Origin of the sequence: Dysgonomonas sp. Shenzhen-Wh21 (genome assembly GCF_043392705.1) — a bacterium.
Taxonomy (GTDB): Bacteria; Bacteroidota; Bacteroidia; order Bacteroidales; family Dysgonomonadaceae; genus Dysgonomonas.
Genome location: NZ_JAIXHZ010000165.1, coordinates 17,446 through 35,382, shown reverse-complemented (window position 1 = coordinate 35,382; position 17,937 = coordinate 17,446). Strand labels below are relative to the sequence as shown.

The window sequence follows — 17,937 nt, the reverse complement described above, 5'->3', positions numbered from 1 at the left end:
ATTATTTCGTTACTAATACAAGTTTTTAGAACGTAAGAGACATACCGACGGTGTACGTTTTATTAAGTGGATACAAACGTCCCAATTCATCATCCGGGTGCTCAGGGTCAACAAATTTCACTCCTGTTATAGTAAATAGGTTGTAAGCATTGGCAAACATGCGCAATCTCATAGACGACAATGCTTTTATCTTAGGCAATGTATACCCCAATTCGATACTCTTAAGACGCAGGTAAGCTGTGCTTACACGGTTGAATTCAGAGTCTGCATCAGGATAATGTCCTGTATAGCCATAGTAACCCGATACCCATTGTGTTGCCGGATCGTAAGGATCTGCAAACGGATCTACCGGATGCCAACGATCTAGGAACTGAGTAAGTGTACCACCACCATTGCTACCCCATATAGCGTACAATGGCTCTTGGTATTTCATAGAACCAAGTGCTGATCCTTGCAACAATATATTCAGGTCGAAATTCTTGTATTCGAAATCAAAGTTGAAACTATAATTCAACCACGGTGTTTGGTCATACGCATAAGGGTGTTTATCCAAATCGCTAATTTCGCCATCACCATTCCAATCTACATATTTATAGTCGCCCGGTAAAAGTCCACGATCTTTATAAATCGGATAAGACCAGATATCTTTCCAGTTCTGATAACGTCCGGCAGAAGTATAACCGAACTGTACTCCCTGATAACGATTAGTCAGGTTGTCGTTACGCCATCTGTCGTACGAGTTTCCCCAAGGTCCTTTTTCGGAAGCGATCATGTGTTTTTGACGGGTAATTGTACTAATCGCTTTTACACGATACGAAAAATCATTTATCTTGTTACGGTGCGATAGTTCAAGGTCTATACCGAAATGACGGTCACTGTCCAGGTTTTCATTTGGAGCCTCAGCACCTACTACGGTAGGCAAATCTCCTTTGCGACGGGCAAACATACCTTCGCGACGACGATCAAAATAATCGGCGGCAAAACCAAACAATCCGTTCCATCCTTCGAAGTCTACCCCAACATCGAATGTGCGAGACTCGTACCAAGAGATGCCTACATTAGGAAGCGGCTTGGTAGATGCGGCAGAAATATATTTATCTCCGATGATGAATCCCGGTGCATACTGATTGTAATATCCCGAAGCTGAGTTAGAGTTTGTAGCAGGATAGTTATATCCATTTGCCCACTCATAATTCCAATCGCCGGACAAGTCATCCCCTAATACCCCATAGCTGGCACGAAGTTTCAACTGATTTACAAATGACAAGGCAGAAACCGATTTGAAGAAAGGCTCTTCAGAGATACGCCATCCTGCCGATACAGAAGGGAAGAATCCCCATTGGTGTCCTTTTGCAAATTTAGAAGAACCATCGTAACGGAATTGGGCTTCGAGAATGTAGCGACTGCCATAAGCATAATTTATCCTACCGATCATTGCAGCATTAGCTTCTTCATAAAGGTCATTGTTGCCAATATTCATACCGCCCAACTGATTTTCGTCAACACCCGCAAAAAGGTAATCTGTAGAAAATGCAAGCTCACGCTGTGCATAGAAGTTATCTCCAGTACGCTTTTGTGTTTCCATACCAACTACTCCACCAAAAGTGTGCTCACCGAAAGTACGGTTGTAGTTCAATAATAGCTGGCTCAATATCTGTTGCTTATTATATGATTCGCGGCGAAGACGGCTTGGCGAACTGGCATTGAACAATGCCTGATCATAAGAACCGGTAACCTCATTGTATGCATACTGATAGTATTCTTTACGATATGCCTTATTGTTATCCATACGGTAATTGAAGCTCACTAACGCTTTTGCCGATAACCCTTTCAATACGGGAGCTACAACACTTAAATCGTAATTAAGCGATGCCGAAGATTGAAAATATTTTTGTTGATATTTTCTATATCCCGATATATCGGAAGTCATTTGTGCTACGGCATTCTCCTGCATTTCCAACCCTTGATAGTTTAGCATTGTATTTTCAGGGTCAGCATACGCCGGATTCAAAACACCTTGTCTCCAATAAGTACGAATGATATTTACAGCATCTGTATATGGATTGTTGCGCTCATCGGCAACACCGCTTAAATTAATATCAAAAGTTAACCCGTCAAGAATCTTAGTAGTAACGTTAGCACGAAGATTATATTTATTATAATTAAGGTCGCCCGATTTAAAGAATCCTTCCTGATAGAAGTAACCCATACCTACATAGAACTGAGTTTTGTCATTACCACCGGTGATGCTTAGGTCATGTTGCGTTTGCGGTGCATAATTAGAGAATAATAAGTCTGTCCAATTCGTTGTGCGGCGAGTGCCGTTGCGAAAAGCTTCAAAATCTTCCTCCTTATAGATGATACTTCCTCCATTGATATTGTTCATCGACCTTTCGTTGTACAATGTCATAGTTTGGTAAGGATCGGCAAGAACCGGCATACCCGATGGCTTTTGGAAAGTATATGTACCGTTATAAGAAACTGATGTTTTTCCGTCTTTCGATCCTTTTTTGGTAGTCACCAATACAACTCCATTTGCTGAACGAACCCCATATATAGCTGCCGAAGCATCTTTCAGAACAGAGATATCGTCAATATCATTTGCATTCAAACGTTGAAATTCTTCTGTAGTACTCGGAATACCATCGATAACGACCAATGGTGCACCTAGTCCGCGAATGTCAAAGTTGTTATTGAATGTACCCGGCTCAGCACTCTTTTGCCATACACGCACCCCGGCAATTTTACCGGTAAGCATATTCTGAGGGTTTTCGTTCTTAGTTTTCAACATCTCGTTCCCTTTGATGCCTGCCACAGCTCCGGTTAAAGTAACTTTCTTCTGTACGCCATAACCGACAACTACAACATCTTCGAGAGTGGTTTCGTCAACGGTCATTGCCACATTGATCAGGCTACGTCCGTTCACCTTCTCTTCTTTCGTTCCATATCCTAAGAACTTAAAGACCAAAGTCGCATTTGCAGGAGCATCGATAGTATATTTACCATCTATATCTGTGATTGTACCAACAGTCGTATTCTTAATTGCTACACTCGCTCCGGTTACAGGCTCATTGTTTTCATCTGTAACTATACCCGATATAGTCTTGTTTTGAGCCCATAGCGAAGGCGCAAAGACAAGAAAGAGCATCATTAAAATGCAGGAACACAAAAATTGCATCCTTCTGGCATGATGTGTTTTTATCATAACAATATAAATTTAAGTTAGTTAATTTTTCTCCAATTCGTATCGTGCTAAGGTTGCGTATTCGGCAGCAAAAGCGAATGTAAACATCCCTTCGAGTCTGTTATTTACATTTTCGCGACTCCAGCCAACCAGCAGATTTGCAGGAAGTAATCCTCTATAAAAGAAGTTATCGTACCCGTAATCCAAATTCTTCTGGAAAGTATCGATATATTGCGATGCGTTTTTGTAAGATGAGTATGCATCTACATATCCACGCATCAGTACGCCATTAAACCAGTTGTTGAACCCAATCAGGTCGTAGGTATAGTACCCCGGAACATTAAGACCAAGTTTTGCAAAATATTTGAAACTTGCATCCGATAATTTTTTTCCATCTTCCAGATATACATTTTCCCCTGTTGCACGATACAGATCGGCTGCACCTGAAATCATCGAACCGCAATTGTACGAATAAGGAGTCCCTGTACGATCGCGCAGATTGGTGTGCTTGCGATATTTTACCCCATTCACAGTTTCGTATGCCACATCACAGTTAGGGTCGCAACCACCCATCATATCATGGTATACACCATCTTCACGCAAGAGGTTTGTTTTTTGCCAGTCATAAACTGCTTTAGCAAATTTCAGATAGTATTCGCTCTTTTTCACAGTTGCCGATTTACGGCTATTATCTGCAGCAATATACTTATAGGTAATCTCATCATTCTTACCTTTATAGAGCTCTGACAGCCAAACTAACGGGCTAACTACAGGACCATTACTACACGAATGTTTTGTTACATAGCCCGGCCCCCAAGGAATACCTCCATACTCTTTACCGTTGCTGTCGAGAACACAGTCCCAACCATCGAGCACGTATTCTGTCAGATATTCGGCTTCTGTGAGATAAGTATTATTTCCGGTAAGCTTATATGCTTCCAGTAATTCACGTATCAGCCACTGCTGGTCGTCATATACGTTGTGTATACCCTCTACCAGTGCAGTTCCTTTGGCATTACCTCTATCTACGCCGTACACAGACCAGTCTTTAGTCTGCGTATATGAAGTAAGACTAAATGTTCCTTTATAATACGCGGCATTGGTATACAGCTTGTTCAACAATTCGCTATAGCGGTTGAAATTCTTATCATAAAGTTCGGCTTTGCCTTTCTCCTTGTGAGCTTTCAACCCGTGTAATATTGCGTTCACAGCCTCGATAGAGCTGGTGTACATCCATACACTTCCCTTTTCGTCAGAGCCGTCTCTATTCGCATTGGATTTAGTATAAGGATTATAAAATCTCGACATTGCCATTCCTTCGCCTTTGAAATGATAAAGCATGGCACTATCTACCATTTGCATAGCACGAAGGATGTTCTGCTCGGCAAGATTATCGGAAGTAATAGTTCCCGGTTTTTTGCCTCCTCCATTGTCTATTTCGGGATTATCGCTGCATGCAACGGTTATTACCAACAAAGAACAAAGAATAGTTGTTACTATTTTTTTCATTTTTTCTATTTTTCTTGTATCTCAGTGTACTCTCTGCATAGACAATACTTTTTATAGTACTGCCTTATGCAGAGGATTCACTAAGACCACAACATTTTTATTAATTTAGATTGATACTATAGAATACCAGTTTACTTTCATCACCGTTGCTTTCGCCTTTGTATACACCGAACACCAATACTACATTGTTGCCGTTAAACTGTGACAGATCGTATACAAATGAAGCATAAGCTTCAGGCTCACCGGCTCCACCCGCACCGTGTTTGAATTTCCAACAGCCATCTGCGGCAGCGGAAGCTTCTTGAGCGGTATTCGATTTTGGAGCAACATGCACAACTGTTCCGTCTTCTTTGATTGCAGTCAGCTTAAAGAATGTATAGTTACTTCCAAAGTTACGAGTCTTCAAAGTCAGCTGATTATTACCTGCTCCTATCGCAAACTTAGAATAGAAGTATGCTTCGGGCTCTTTGGTATTAACAGCAGTGCCTGAACCTCTGGTCTTAATCAAGTAACCTTCGGAAGGGAATACTTCAGGGTCTTTGTGAAGAGGGACAAAAGCCCATTCAAACGCTATATGAGAATTTTCGCGCCATGAACGATAAGCAGCTTTATAGTTATCTCTACCACCACTTACTTTACTTATTCCACTAAATGATTTCTTTGGATGTACCATCGTAGAGCGTACCATTTCCTGTGTAAGCTTCCATCCATCGACTACATCTGTTCCCGGTAACCAATCCCAGTTCTCTACTTTTTTATCAGCAAAACGGATAGCACGAAGAACTAATTGTTTCCAATAATCGCCTGTTTTTTGTCTATAGATACCAACAGCCACAATCACTTCTTTACCGACATATGCACTCAAATCGAAATCATAGTCAGCATAATTACCAGAGCCATGAGTCTTTGTGTCTCCTATCTTCACATTCGTAGGTTCTGCTGCCGAAAGATCGATAACCTGTACTCCAAAATAGGCCGGAGAAGCCTCATCAGCATCATGGGTACGTACTCTAAGGGAAAGTATTTTATTATCCTCTGTTATTTTTTTACTACCGTATACAAAAGAGTCAAAAACATCAAGATTAGCCGGATTGTTTCGTTCATCACCAGAATTACGGATTTGTAGTGTTGTCCCCTCATTCTGCTCATCCCAAGCACCTCTCAAGTCAAGGGCACACATGTAATCACCAGACCAATCCCAGTGAGGATATGCATCGCCATTACGTCCACCACGGTATTCATTGTAATACCACTTATCGGCAGTTGCCAAATCTTCAGCGGTTAAACCACGCAGTAATTCAACACCGCCCATTCTTAGATCTACAGTTGCAACACCATCAACGAAATCACTTTCGTTTACTGTTTTGGTTATTGTTACATAGTCGGTTTTGGTAAATGTTACTGTATAAGTTCCTTTTACCAAATCTTCGATAACAAACTTACCATCACTCCCCGATGTTGCAGAAACATCAGCACTTATGCTAACAACAACTCCGGCAAGAGGTGCACCACCATTTTTAGCATCGGTAAGCGTACCTACTATTTTAGAATCCGCATTTACCATTTTCACACTTGTAGATGCTACTTTGTTAGCATCGAATTTACCGGCAGTAATAGTTACACTAATTGTTTGAAATCCCTTCTTTGAGAATTTTACCGAATGGGAGTCAATAGATACGTTCTGGGCAGTATATTTGCCATCACTTCCTGTTGTCACTGTTTCGTCTACACCCGATATGGTAACAGTAACACCACTAATAGGAGCATCCATCTCATCTAATACAATCCCCGTAACAGTGCCGTAATCGACATGTTCCGATTCATCATCACTACATGAGGTTGCTATAGATACTATGCCGCCAAGCATAGCCACGAACAGAAATGTTCGCAAAATTTTCTTCATTAAAATCATGTTATAAAAGTTAAGAGTTAACATTAATTAGAAACATCAATGTACATAGGCTGATTTTTGGTTGGTTGATTAATAGATTTTGGTTATTAAATTATTTTTCTTTCATGATATGGCTCGACATACGTATTGCCCGTTATCATTTTTACCAAAGATTGGCGCTCGAAGGTTAATTATTGGGTTAAATTTGGGTTATTAAGTAAAAAAAAACATTAATCTTATGCTTATTACCTTATTATGTGCACATTATAAGAAACTATGAAAAACTAGTTAAAACGGTATTAAAAGCGAATCTCTTTCTATTAAAAAGATTTTAATATCTTTATATCTTGATAAGACACCTCTACCCCTTCTCCATTTATCACAAAACAGAGTATTATTATAGAGGTCACCCGGAAACAATCTTATTAACTTGAAAATTGTATTTTCTATCCCATGAAACTGTATCTATATATATTTTTAATACTTAGTTGTTTTTATTCACAAACAGCCTTATCTCAAGGTCTAAAATTTTGTGGAGGGGAACAATCTATAGATAAAAGAACTTCTTACGATGTTTTCAAAAATTCATCCGTTGCCTTTTCCAACTATTTCAATATTGACTTTAAGATAGCCCTTTATCCTGCAAAAGAAATTGGATACATTCTTCGTATAAAAAATGAGAAATCCGACAAAATCTATAATTTATTTTATGACGGACAAGGCAGTAGTTTTGTATTCAAATTCAATGAAGAAGGGCGCAGCAGCTTGATCACAGCCGAACTAAATAAAGAAGAACAGCTTGATAAGCATTGGCTCAGAATGATAATATCATTTGATCTAAAGAGTGATTCGATAAGATTAACCGTAAACGACAGGGTATTTAGAGCTGCAGCCTCAGGGCTTCCTGAAAAATACTATCCGGTTATTCTATTTGGTAAAAGCGACCACATTATCGACACTCCTTCTTTTGCAATAAAAGAGCTTTCGGTGGGGAATAATGAGAAATATACATTCCCATTAAGAGAGAATGAAGGAAATATAGTCCACGACTCGAAAGGGAAGGCATTGGGAGAAGTATTAAATCCACAATGGCTGATAAATGATGCTTATCACTGGAGCTTTAAGACTTCATTCAAATCTGAAACTGTAGCTGGAGCCAACTACAACGTAAAAAAGAAAGAAATATATTACTTCAACAGGGATGCTATATCTATATATAATGTAAGATCGGGTGAAACAAGGACAAAAGTATTTGATGAAAAATGTCCGGTAAACCTTGCTTTGGGTACAAACTTCATCGATACGAAAAACAATAGACTATATGCATATGAGGTGTATCACAATATAACGGATGAACAGCCCATGATTGCCAGTTTGAATCTGGATACCTATCAATGGACAACAGAAAGCACTGAGCGACTGCCTAAACAACTACATCATCATGGGGCTTACTACGATCCTTCAACGGATAAATACACCATCTTTGGAGGATTCGGCAATATGTACTATAGTAAAAACTTTTACTGTTTCGACCTAAACGAGAGAAAATGGTCAACACTGGACGGTTTTAGCGGAGATACAATACTTCCTCGTTACTTTTCGTCAGTAGGATATCTGAAGAAAACAAATTCCATATATGTATTCGGAGGGATGGGTAACGAATCCGGCGAACAGGTGGTAGGACGAAAATATTTCTATGATCTGCATAAAGTTGATTTAAATACAAAACATATAACAAAGCTCTGGGAAATTCCATGGGATAAAAACAATGTAGTACCTGTACGGGGAATGGTTATCCTTGATGATTCTTGTTTTTATACATTGTGCTATCCTGAGCATTTTTCGAAGTCATTTCTACAATTATACCGCTTCTCGCTGAAAGACGGAAGTTATGAAATACTAGGAGACTCGATTCCGATATATTCGGATAAGATTACAACAAACGCTAATTTATATTACGACCATCAGCTAAATAATCTGTATGCAATTGTACAGGAGTTTGCCGATGATGTATCTTCCGATCTTAAGGTTTATTCGTTAGCATTCCCGCCCATTACAGCAGACGATCTTACCAATTATCCGAAAGAAGAATCAGGTATTATTGTTTTAATAATTATCGGCCTAACTTGTATATGTATCTCTATTGTAGGGTATCTTCTATACAGGAGATTTGTCCAGAAAAATAAGAACAGCAGAAACACCAGTCAAACATTAAGAATGCTAAACAACGATAAAGAACGGATTGATAAACCTAATTCCATTTATCTATTCGGTGAGTTTACTGTGCGCGATAGAAACAATAAAGATATTACCTATATGTTTAGTACAAAGCTAAGGCAAATGTTTTTTCTTGTTCTGCAATATAGTATCGAAGACGGTATCACCTCCCAACGACTTAGCAACCTCATATGGCCCGACAAGCCTGAAGATAAAGTAAAAAACTCGAGAGGTGTTACGATCAATCATTTGAGGAAAGCTCTAGGTGAGCTGGACGGAATTGAATTTGTATATGACAAAGGCTATTTTAAAATAGTATTAACCGACGAATGTTATTGCGACTTTGTAAGATGCATTCAAATCATATCTACGGGTATAGAAGAAAACAGAGAAGAATTAATAGAGATACTGACACGTGGTAAATTCCTAAGATCTTCAGATCAGGCTCTTTTTGATACATTCAAGATAGACATGGAACATAAACTGGAACCTGTATTATTAATAGAAATCGAAAAAAGCTTTACCACAGAAGCTTATCAGACAACTATAAATCTAACAGAGGCATTGTTCAATATCGATCCGTTGAATGACGAGGCCTTAGTTTTCCAGACCAAAGCTTTACAAAGATTAAAGCTAAATGAAGAGGCTCGCATCCGCTATCAGGCATTTGTTGTAGAATATAAGAAAACAATGGGTAGTGACTATCCTCATCCTTATAAGGATTTGATTTAAGATATCTTACTTTCGGTTCTATCCCAAAAAATCAATCAAGTATATAAATAGAAAAAGATCCCCAAATGAGGATCTTTTTCTATTTTCGACTTATTATCTTTTTATAGCATGTCAATGCATTTCTCAAGTTGTACTCCCCTCGAGCCTTTAAGCAATATATAACTATCTTCAATCGGATCTTTTTTGAGATATTCTTTCAGGTCATCAAGATTTTTAAATCTTGGATACTTTGTTTTTACCCTGCTGAAATTATCTCCGATAAACATAACCCTTTCAAAATCATGATCGCTTATATAATCTGCAATCTTCTGATGTTCCATGTCTGTATCAGGCCCCAACTCCTTCATATCTCCAAGGATAAGAACTTTATGATTTACATCCATATGGTCAAAATTTTCGAGAGCGGCGTGCATACTTGTCGGATTGGCATTGTATGCATCTATTATAAGCATGTTTTTCTCTGTTTTCTTTAGTTGCGAACGGTTATTAGTCGGCACATACTCCTCTATGGCTTTACATATCAAAGAAGCTTTTACTCCGAGATACTTACCAATGGTTATTGCAGCCAATGCATTAGAGAGATTGTACTCCCCTATCATATTTGTTTGTACCTTATTACGTTTACTGCCAAATTTCCATTCCAATGCAAGGAAAGGACTGATAGATGTTACTTTTCCTGAAATAAATAAATCTTCCTCCAGTCCATAATATATAGACGTTATCCCTTCCGACATTTCGCGTAAGAGCAAATTGCTGTAGTCTATAAATATCTTCCCATCTTTGGTGCTGCGGATAAATTCATACAACTCCCCTTTCGCCTTCACCACATTTTCGAACGAACCAAACCCCTCGATATGTGCATGTCCCAGATTCGTAATCAGCCCATAGTTTGGTAAAGCCATCTCGGCAAGAAAGCGGATTTCACCTACATGGCTCGCTCCCATTTCCACGATCACAATCTCATGTTCTTTTTTTATCCTCAGTAAGGTTAGCGGAACTCCGATATGATTATTCAGGTTTCCCTGAGTTGCCAGCACATTATACTCCTGAGACAAAACAGAATAAATCAACTCTTTTGTAGTTGTTTTTCCGTTTGTTCCGGTGATAGCGATAATTGGCTTTTTTATAAATTGTTTCCGGTGATGGCGGGCTAATTCTTGTAGTGTTTCCAGACTGTCTTTTACTAATATTATATTCGGTCTGGTTGCGTATCTTTCTTCATCAACAACAGCATAGGCACAGCCCTGATCGATTGCTTTTTCAGCGTATTCATTTCCGTTAAAATTTGCACCTTTTAATGCAAAAAATATTGAATCTTTAGGACTATTACGTGTATCAGTTGAAATTTCCGGGTATTTCTTATATATATTATATAGATCTGATATCTCCATAGCGTTTATACAAATTTATTGTTTCCTTTCAAACGTTTATTAATGTATTACTTTTTAGATTTGTAAAGTTCCACAAGATTTGCTTAAAGCACTACGAATATACGTTAATAATTTCTATCAAACATTCTTCTTAACGTTTTTTACTTTATCAAATATCTCAGCAAAATATACCATAAACATGGTATCAAAATACCTTACTTTAGCGATTTTATATGTACCTCAAAGTATGTACCTTTGTATCAATAATTAAACAAACAAATCAACGGTTATGGGAAAAATTGCAAAAAAATTAACTGATCTTATCGGAAACACTCCGCTATTGGAGCTATCAAATTATAATAAGAAACATGGAGTAGATGCTCATGTAATTGCTAAATTGGAATACTTCAATCCGGCATCAAGCGTCAAAGACCGTATTGCCAATGCGATGATAGAAGAAGCAGAGGCATCGGGACTACTTCACCCCGACAGCGAACTGATAGAACCAACCAGTGGAAACACAGGGATAGGGCTTGCTTTCGTAGCTGCGGCAAAAGGCTATAAGCTTACATTAACAATGCCTGAAACCATGAGTATAGAGCGTAGAAATCTACTTAAAGCACTTGGTGCAAATATTGTTCTTACTCCGGGCCCCGATGGCATGAAAGGTGCGATAGCAAAAGCCGAAGAACTACAAAGACAAAACCCGAAGGGAGTTCTTCTTCAACAATTTGCGAATCCTGCAAACCCTGCAATACATAAAAAAACGACTGCTGAGGAAATCTGGCGTGACACCGATGGTAAAGTCGACATCTTTGTAGCAGGAGTTGGTACAGGCGGAACTGTAAGCGGTGTAGGCGAAGTTTTGAAAAAACACAACCCAAATGTGCAAATAGTGGCTGTAGAGCCAACAGACTCACCTGTATTATCAGGAGGCAAACCCGGCCCGCATAAAATACAAGGTATAGGAGCAGGCTTTGTGCCAAAAACATACAATAACTCTGTTGTAGATGAAATAATTCAGGTAAGCAATGACGATGCCATCCGCACAAGCCGTGAACTGGCTCGCGAAGAAGGTCTATTGGTAGGTATATCTTCGGGCGCAGCAGCGTATGCCGCTACATTGTTAGCAAAAAATCCTGAAAACAAAGGAAAGAATATCGTTGTAATCCTTCCCGATACAGGAGAGCGTTATCTGTCTACAGTATTGTATGCTTTCGAAGAATACCCACTTTAATCAACATAATACGATCTTAAAGGTTATCTTTATTTAGTTATGAGTAATTGATTTTAAAATCAATTACTCTCATTTTATAAAAACAAAAAAAATATGAGCAACTATAAATTTGAAACATTACAAGTACATGCCGGACAAGAGGTAGATCCGGTTACACGATCACGTGCTGTACCTATTTATCAAACAACGTCATACACTTTTGATGACGCACAACATGGAGCCGATTTGTTTGGACTTCGTAAATTTGGGAATATATACATTCGTCTGATGAATCCGACTACAGATGTATTTGAAAAACGTATAGCTGCTCTTGAAGGCGGAACATCTGCTCTGGCAACAGCATCAGGCCACTCCGCTCAATTTTTGGCACTTAACAATATACTGTCGCAGGGAGACAACTTTGTAACTACTTCGCATCTGTATGGTGGTACACACAATCAGTTCAAGTCACAGTTCAAACGTTTGGGAGTAGAAGCACGCTTTACACCGGATGACGAACCGGCTTCGTTCGAAAGGCTTATTGATGACAGGACAAAAGCCCTTTATCTGGAAACAATCGGAAATCCCGATCTGAATATCCCTGATTTTGAAGCTATCGCTGCTATAGCCGACAAATACGAAATACCTCTAATTGTAGATAATACGTTCGGTGCAGGAGGTGCACTCTTCCGCCCGATAGAACATGGGGCTACAATTGTAGTAGAAAGTGCTACCAAATGGATAGGCGGACATGGAACATCTCTTGGCGGGGTGATTGTAGATAGTGGTAAGTTTAACTGGGGCAATGGTAAGTTCCCTGAATTTACAGAGCCATCCGACAGCTATCACGGACTTGTATTCTGGGATGTATTTGGAGCAAATGGCCCATTCGGCAATATCGCATTTACGATACGTGCCCGCGTAGAAGGACTTAGAGACTGGGGTAGTACCATCAGCCCATTCAACTCATTCCTTCTCTTGCAAGGACTGGAAACACTTTCTCTTCGGGTAGAACGCCATGTGGAAAACACATTGGCTGTTGCTAAATGGTTGGAGAAACATCCTAAAGTAGAGTATGTAAACTATCCGGGACTAGAAAGCAGCCCATACCACGCATTGGCTAAAAAATACTTCAAAAAAGGAGCCGGTGGTGTACTTTCTTTCAAAGTAAAAGGATCGGGTGATAATGCCGACAAAGTGATAAATTCACTCCAACTAATAAGCCACTTAGCGAATGTAGGCGATGCCAAATCTCTCATAATCCATCCTGCAACTACAACTCACGAACAACTTTCGGACGAAGAAAGAGTTTTGGCAGGGGCTATACCAGGGTTGTTACGCTTATCTGTGGGTATCGAAAACATTGACGATATCATCGCTGATCTGGATCAGGCGCTGAACAACATATAAAATAAAGCCGTGATTATTTTTTTTATAAAAGAGGCTGTCTCACAAAATAGTTGAGACAGCCTCTTATCTTATAATAGAAGAATAATCATTTTTATTTCTTTGTTATTTTCACAACATAACCTCCACCCGGAGCCATTGATATTGGAAGCTTCCGATCGGCAGGAATATCTATTATTTCTTTTTTGTAGTCTTTAGCAACACGATCGGCATTTACACCGTCTTTAAAAACTTCTCCTTTGAAGTTGCCTTCGCCCAAGAATGACAAATTCAGTTCCATTGTACGGGCATCCCAGTTTGTCAATGCACCCACATACCATGCATCTCCCTTTTGACGGGCGATAGCTACATATTTTGCAATTTCGCCATTCAAAGCAACTGTATTGTCCCAAACGGTAGGCACAGCAGCGATAAACTCAGTACACTCCTGTTCTGCCATATAGTTTGACGGGCTGTCGCAAAGCATATTCAACGGTGATTCGAAAATAACATATTCAGCAAGCTGACGGCAACGTGTACCTTGGCTCATGGCTTCGTTATTCACGCTTCTGTAATTTCCCTTTGTAGCATTGCGCATCGCACCTTGCGTGTAATCCATAGGCCCTGCTACCTGACGAATAAACGGAATAGTAACATCATAGGTAACCTGATCGAGGTTTTCTGCCCATTTCATTTGCTCCAATCCATTTACGCCCTCGAAGTTAATCACATTAGGATATGTTCGTTGCAAACCAGTAGGCTTGTAAGTACCGTGATAGTCTAACATCATTTTATATTTAGCAGCCGTTTCTGCACCACGACGGTGAAAATCAACCACAACCTGATCGTCCCTATCCATAAAGTCTACTTTAAAACCTTTGATTCCCATCTCGCTATAATGTTTGCAAACGGCTTCCATATCACGATCGAAAGCATGAAACCCTGCCCAAAGGATAAGACCTACATTCTTCGATTTAGCATAAGCGACCAGTTCGGGCAAATTAATTTCGGGAACAACCTGAAACAGATCGGCTTTCAAATTCACAGCCCATCCCTCATCCAGAATTACATATTCTATACCATATTTAGATGCGAAGTCTATATAATATTTATACGTCTGATTGTTCACTCCTGTCTTGAAATCTACATTATAAAGGTTCCAATCGTTCCACCAGTCCCATGCTACCTTACCCGGTTTTACCCAAGAGTAGTCACCCTGAGACGGTGTTGCCAGCTTGTAGACCATATCGCTATCTGCCAAATCTGAATCTTTTTCGGAAACGATTACCACACGCCAAGGGAAATTGGTAGCACCATCAAATTTTGCGAGGAAATTCTCACGAGATTTTACAACCATTTGCAGATTGTTGTGTCCCCCTTGTTCTACATCTTTCGGATACGGTGCAAAAATCCCTTTCAGAATATTGGCTTTATCTCCCGGATATAAGAACATTCCCGGATAGTTAAGAAGGTCAGCTTCTACAATGCAAACCTTTTTGCCCTTTACTCCCTCTACTACCAAAGGGCTTATGGCAAGTCTTTTCTTATTCCACTCAGACAAAAGATTATGAACATACGGTTGTTCGAATGAATTGAAGAATTGTTCTTCAAAAGACGCCGATTCATATTTATTCGTATAGTTGATAAAAGCCTTACTGTCTGCAGGAAAATTAAACTCAACTTGTTCGCCTTGTACCGCAAAAGGCTTCTTAGACGCAGACACAAAACGGTAAGCAATACCATCGTCGTATGCTCTAAAGAGAATACTGTGATCTTTAAATTTGAGTGTAAGCTCATTATAATTATCCTTTATCTGCTTACGTTTATATACCTGAGCACTAATTGTCTGATTTACGGTCTTTGTAGATGACCCCGACAACTTTGCGTCTTTTCCATAGAAAGTTCCGTCACTGAGTGACATGGAAATCGTAGACTTGTCGAGCATAAGATCGCCGTTATGCAAAATAGAATAATCGATTGTTTTACCTACATTAATTACAGCTTGCAGCTTACCATTCGGAGATTTAAGATTAAATAACTTCTGGGCTGATACTGTCATTGAAAACAGAGCCGTGCAGAATACGGCTAAAATAATCAAGTAATTTTTTTTCATAAGTATATTTAAGTTTAGAATATAGAGAGATCACTCTCTTTTGCTAAAATAATTCTTTTTCAAGTTTATCCCTACCCTTTTCGACTAAAGTGAACACCGACAACTCCTTTTCCTTTATCCTTTTATAAAGGTCTACGAAGGGGATTACTGAGCAAATTTCAATCCTTTTATTTTATTCCACCCTCCACGAGTGAAGTCGGGAATCTCTACAGGAGCTGAATTATTGTCGAGCGAGATTTCCGTTAATGGTATCAGGCTGCACCATTCGGCAAGGTCATATACATCCATATCAAGCGGAAGTCCCCTTTGAAGACAGTATATCAGACGATAGTCCATTATGAAGTCCATTCCTCCGTGTCCTCCGACTTTCTTAGCCTGATCTTCTATATCTTTTGCTATAGGATGTTTATATTTCTCCATCAATGCCACTTGCACATCTTCGGGCACGAAGCTGTGAGCCGTCAGGTTTTCATGATTCTTGGTCAATGCGGGGTCAAGTTCTTCTCTGTCTAAAGCATATCCTTCTATCGGGTATTTATTCGCAAATCCCTTTGTCCCGGTAAGCTGATACATACGGTTGTATGGACGAGGTGATGTTACATTATGCTCTATCAATATCGATTTCCCATTCTCTGTTCCAATCATAGTGGTGGTATGATCTCCATTGCGAAAACCTTTTACTTCTTCTTTTCTTTTCTTTTTCAAAAACTCAGGATTACCTATCGCCTTCGTATCCATCGCAACCAAATAGTTCAGTTTGTCGCCACGGTGTATATTCATTGCCTGACATACAGGCCCAAGCCCGTGCGTCGGATACACATCGCCTCGGTGAGCTTTATTAAAGTCCATGCGCCAGTCGTTCCAGTATTCATCCCAATATGGTTGCAATCCATGAATATAAGCACCTTCGCCATGAATCACTTCACCCAGCAATCCTTGTTGCACCATATTCAGGGTTGTGAGTTCGAAGAAATCATATACGCAATTTTCTAACTGCATGCAATGCTTTCTGGTTTGCTCAGAGGTGTTGATCAATCCCCATATTTCATCCATTGTTACAGCAGCGGGAACTTCAATTGCCACATGCTTGCCGTCTTTCATCGCCTGGATACCTATTTTTGCGTGCGACAACCAGTCTGTTGCCACATAAACAAGATCTACATTGGGAAGGGCTGTGACCTTACGCCACACAGAGGTGTCTCCATAAAACTCCTGAGCCTTAGGAAGACCTTTTTCTTGTAGCATTTTATTTACTTTCTCTGTATTTTTTTGCTCTACATCGCATAGTGCTACAAGCTCCACCCCCGGAATATAAGTCATTCGGTTCACAGCTCCGGGGCCTCGCATGCCTAAACCGATAAATGCGATACGCACCACAGGTAAGGGTTCGGTTCTCAGCTCGAGTACATCTGTTTGTCCTGCCGGACGCTCTTGAACAGGAGTTTTCAATACGAGAGATTGTTCTTTACATTGCTGAGCTCCACAGTTAAACGATAACAAACATGAAGAAAATAAAATAATGAATTTTTTCATGGTGAATATTTTATTTCAAAGTCTATATTTAAAGATTAACCCTCTATTTTGTGAATATAAGGAAGGTATAAAGATAAGGGAAATCTTACATATTATTTTCTTAATTAACATTTAAGCCTAAAAATATATCATACATTTGCAGGATGTTTGTTATATATCAGTTTTCGAATGGAGAGGGAAAACACATATGATAGATTGTTTGATCTGATAAAAGAAGATGATCACAATGCCTTCGACAGGCTATATAATCTTTTTTATGCACCATTATGCGTATTTGCAAACAGATACATATCGGATCAAGACTCGGTTAGAGATTGCATACATGATGTGTTCTTAAAAATGTGGAGAGACCGAAAAAATATATTTATCAATACCTCTGTCCGTTCCTACCTACTTACTGCAACACGAAATCACTGCCTCAATTTGATAGAAAAGCAAAAAACACAAATGACTTACGAACAGCATATATTGAATACGTACGACCCCTACACTTCTGACGATTTATATTCTGTTGAGGAACTGGAAAATTTGATTGAAAAAGCAATAAATGAACTCCCCGAAAAGTATAGGGAAGTATTCAGAATGAGCCGATTTGAACATCTTACTTATAAAGAAATAGCCGAAAGAAAAAATATTTCGATAAAAACAGTAGAAGCATATATGCATAAATCGCTGATTATATTATCGGTATCATTAAAAGATTTCCTGCCATACGTTCTCCTTTTCCTTTTCTTCAACAAAAATTAATTTTTTTCATAGGGTGACCTATGAGTTATCTGTCTTATA

Annotated in this window: 10 protein-coding genes; 4 read left to right on the top strand and 6 right to left on the bottom strand. The window is 39.2% G+C overall.

Annotated features, from left to right (window positions below; all coding sequences use genetic code 11):
• Positions 1-25 precede the first annotated feature (25 nt).
• From LDB17_RS12105 to LDB17_RS12095, 3 genes are all read right to left on the bottom strand, one after another.
• Positions 26-3,205: a TonB-dependent receptor gene (locus LDB17_RS12105; protein WP_252639468.1), complete on the bottom strand. Its 3,180-nt coding sequence runs from the start codon at positions 3,203-3,205 to the stop codon at positions 26-28.
• 21 nt (positions 3,206-3,226) lie between these two features.
• Positions 3,227-4,693, bottom strand: a complete 1,467-nt coding sequence (locus LDB17_RS12100) for a glycoside hydrolase family 76 protein (RefSeq protein ID WP_252639469.1) — start codon at positions 4,691-4,693, stop codon at positions 3,227-3,229.
• 100 nt (positions 4,694-4,793) lie between these two features.
• Positions 4,794-6,596, bottom strand: coding sequence for a carboxypeptidase-like regulatory domain-containing protein (locus LDB17_RS12095; RefSeq protein ID WP_252639470.1), 1,803 nt, complete (start codon positions 6,594-6,596; stop codon positions 4,794-4,796).
• 441 nt (positions 6,597-7,037) lie between these two features.
• On the opposite strand from LDB17_RS12095, the gene LDB17_RS12090 reads away from it, so the two are divergent.
• Positions 7,038-9,533 (top strand): DNA-binding transcriptional activator, encoded by a 2,496-nt coding sequence (locus LDB17_RS12090; protein WP_252639471.1) that lies wholly within the window; start codon positions 7,038-7,040, stop codon positions 9,531-9,533.
• A gap of 101 nt (positions 9,534-9,634) precedes the next feature.
• Here the strand turns inward: LDB17_RS12090 and murF are convergent, their stop codons facing one another.
• Positions 9,635-10,924, bottom strand: coding sequence for a UDP-N-acetylmuramoyl-tripeptide--D-alanyl-D-alanine ligase (murF, locus tag LDB17_RS12085; protein WP_252639472.1), 1,290 nt, complete (start codon positions 10,922-10,924; stop codon positions 9,635-9,637).
• 268 nt (positions 10,925-11,192) lie between these two features.
• Here murF and cysK point away from each other — a divergent pair, with 268 nt between their 5' ends.
• The gene (gene cysK, locus LDB17_RS12080; protein WP_006843938.1) at positions 11,193-12,140 is read left to right on the top strand and encodes a cysteine synthase A; all 948 of its coding nucleotides are present in this window, start codon (positions 11,193-11,195) and stop codon (positions 12,138-12,140) included.
• A gap of 93 nt (positions 12,141-12,233) precedes the next feature.
• The gene (locus tag LDB17_RS12075) at positions 12,234-13,529 is read left to right on the top strand and encodes an O-acetylhomoserine aminocarboxypropyltransferase/cysteine synthase family protein (protein WP_252639473.1); all 1,296 of its coding nucleotides are present in this window, start codon (positions 12,234-12,236) and stop codon (positions 13,527-13,529) included.
• Positions 13,530-13,620: 91 nt separating this feature from the next.
• On the opposite strand, the gene LDB17_RS12070 is transcribed toward LDB17_RS12075, so the two are convergent.
• The gene (locus LDB17_RS12070; protein ID WP_252639474.1) at positions 13,621-15,618 is read right to left on the bottom strand and encodes a glycoside hydrolase family 97 protein; all 1,998 of its coding nucleotides are present in this window, start codon (positions 15,616-15,618) and stop codon (positions 13,621-13,623) included.
• A 144-nt stretch (positions 15,619-15,762) separates the two neighbouring features.
• Positions 15,763-17,151 (bottom strand): Gfo/Idh/MocA family protein, encoded by a 1,389-nt coding sequence (locus tag LDB17_RS12065; protein WP_252639475.1) that lies wholly within the window; start codon positions 17,149-17,151, stop codon positions 15,763-15,765.
• Positions 17,152-17,319: 168 nt separating this feature from the next.
• On the opposite strand from LDB17_RS12065, the gene LDB17_RS12060 reads away from it, so the two are divergent.
• Complete coding sequence (locus LDB17_RS12060) at positions 17,320-17,898, top strand: RNA polymerase sigma-70 factor (protein ID WP_252639476.1); 579 nt, start codon at positions 17,320-17,322, stop codon at positions 17,896-17,898.
• Positions 17,899-17,937 lie beyond the last annotated feature (39 nt).

Excerpts from the sequence above, each read along its gene's own strand:
- LDB17_RS12105 (WP_252639468.1), bottom strand. The coding sequence starts at position 3,205 with ATGATAAAAACACATCATGCCAGAAGGATGCAATTTTTGTGTTCCTGC.
- LDB17_RS12100 (WP_252639469.1), bottom strand. The coding sequence starts at position 4,693 with ATGAAAAAAATAGTAACAACTATTCTTTGTTCTTTGTTGGTAATAACC.
- LDB17_RS12095 (WP_252639470.1), bottom strand. The coding sequence starts at position 6,596 with ATGAAGAAAATTTTGCGAACATTTCTGTTCGTGGCTATGCTTGGCGGC.
- LDB17_RS12090 (WP_252639471.1), top strand. The coding sequence starts at position 7,038 with ATGAAACTGTATCTATATATATTTTTAATACTTAGTTGTTTTTATTCA.
- murF (WP_252639472.1), bottom strand. The coding sequence starts at position 10,924 with ATGGAGATATCAGATCTATATAATATATATAAGAAATACCCGGAAATT.
- cysK (WP_006843938.1), top strand. The coding sequence starts at position 11,193 with ATGGGAAAAATTGCAAAAAAATTAACTGATCTTATCGGAAACACTCCG.
- LDB17_RS12075 (WP_252639473.1), top strand. The coding sequence starts at position 12,234 with ATGAGCAACTATAAATTTGAAACATTACAAGTACATGCCGGACAAGAG.
- LDB17_RS12070 (WP_252639474.1), bottom strand. The coding sequence starts at position 15,618 with ATGAAAAAAAATTACTTGATTATTTTAGCCGTATTCTGCACGGCTCTG.
- LDB17_RS12065 (WP_252639475.1), bottom strand. The coding sequence starts at position 17,151 with ATGAAAAAATTCATTATTTTATTTTCTTCATGTTTGTTATCGTTTAAC.
- LDB17_RS12060 (WP_252639476.1), top strand. The coding sequence starts at position 17,320 with ATGGAGAGGGAAAACACATATGATAGATTGTTTGATCTGATAAAAGAA.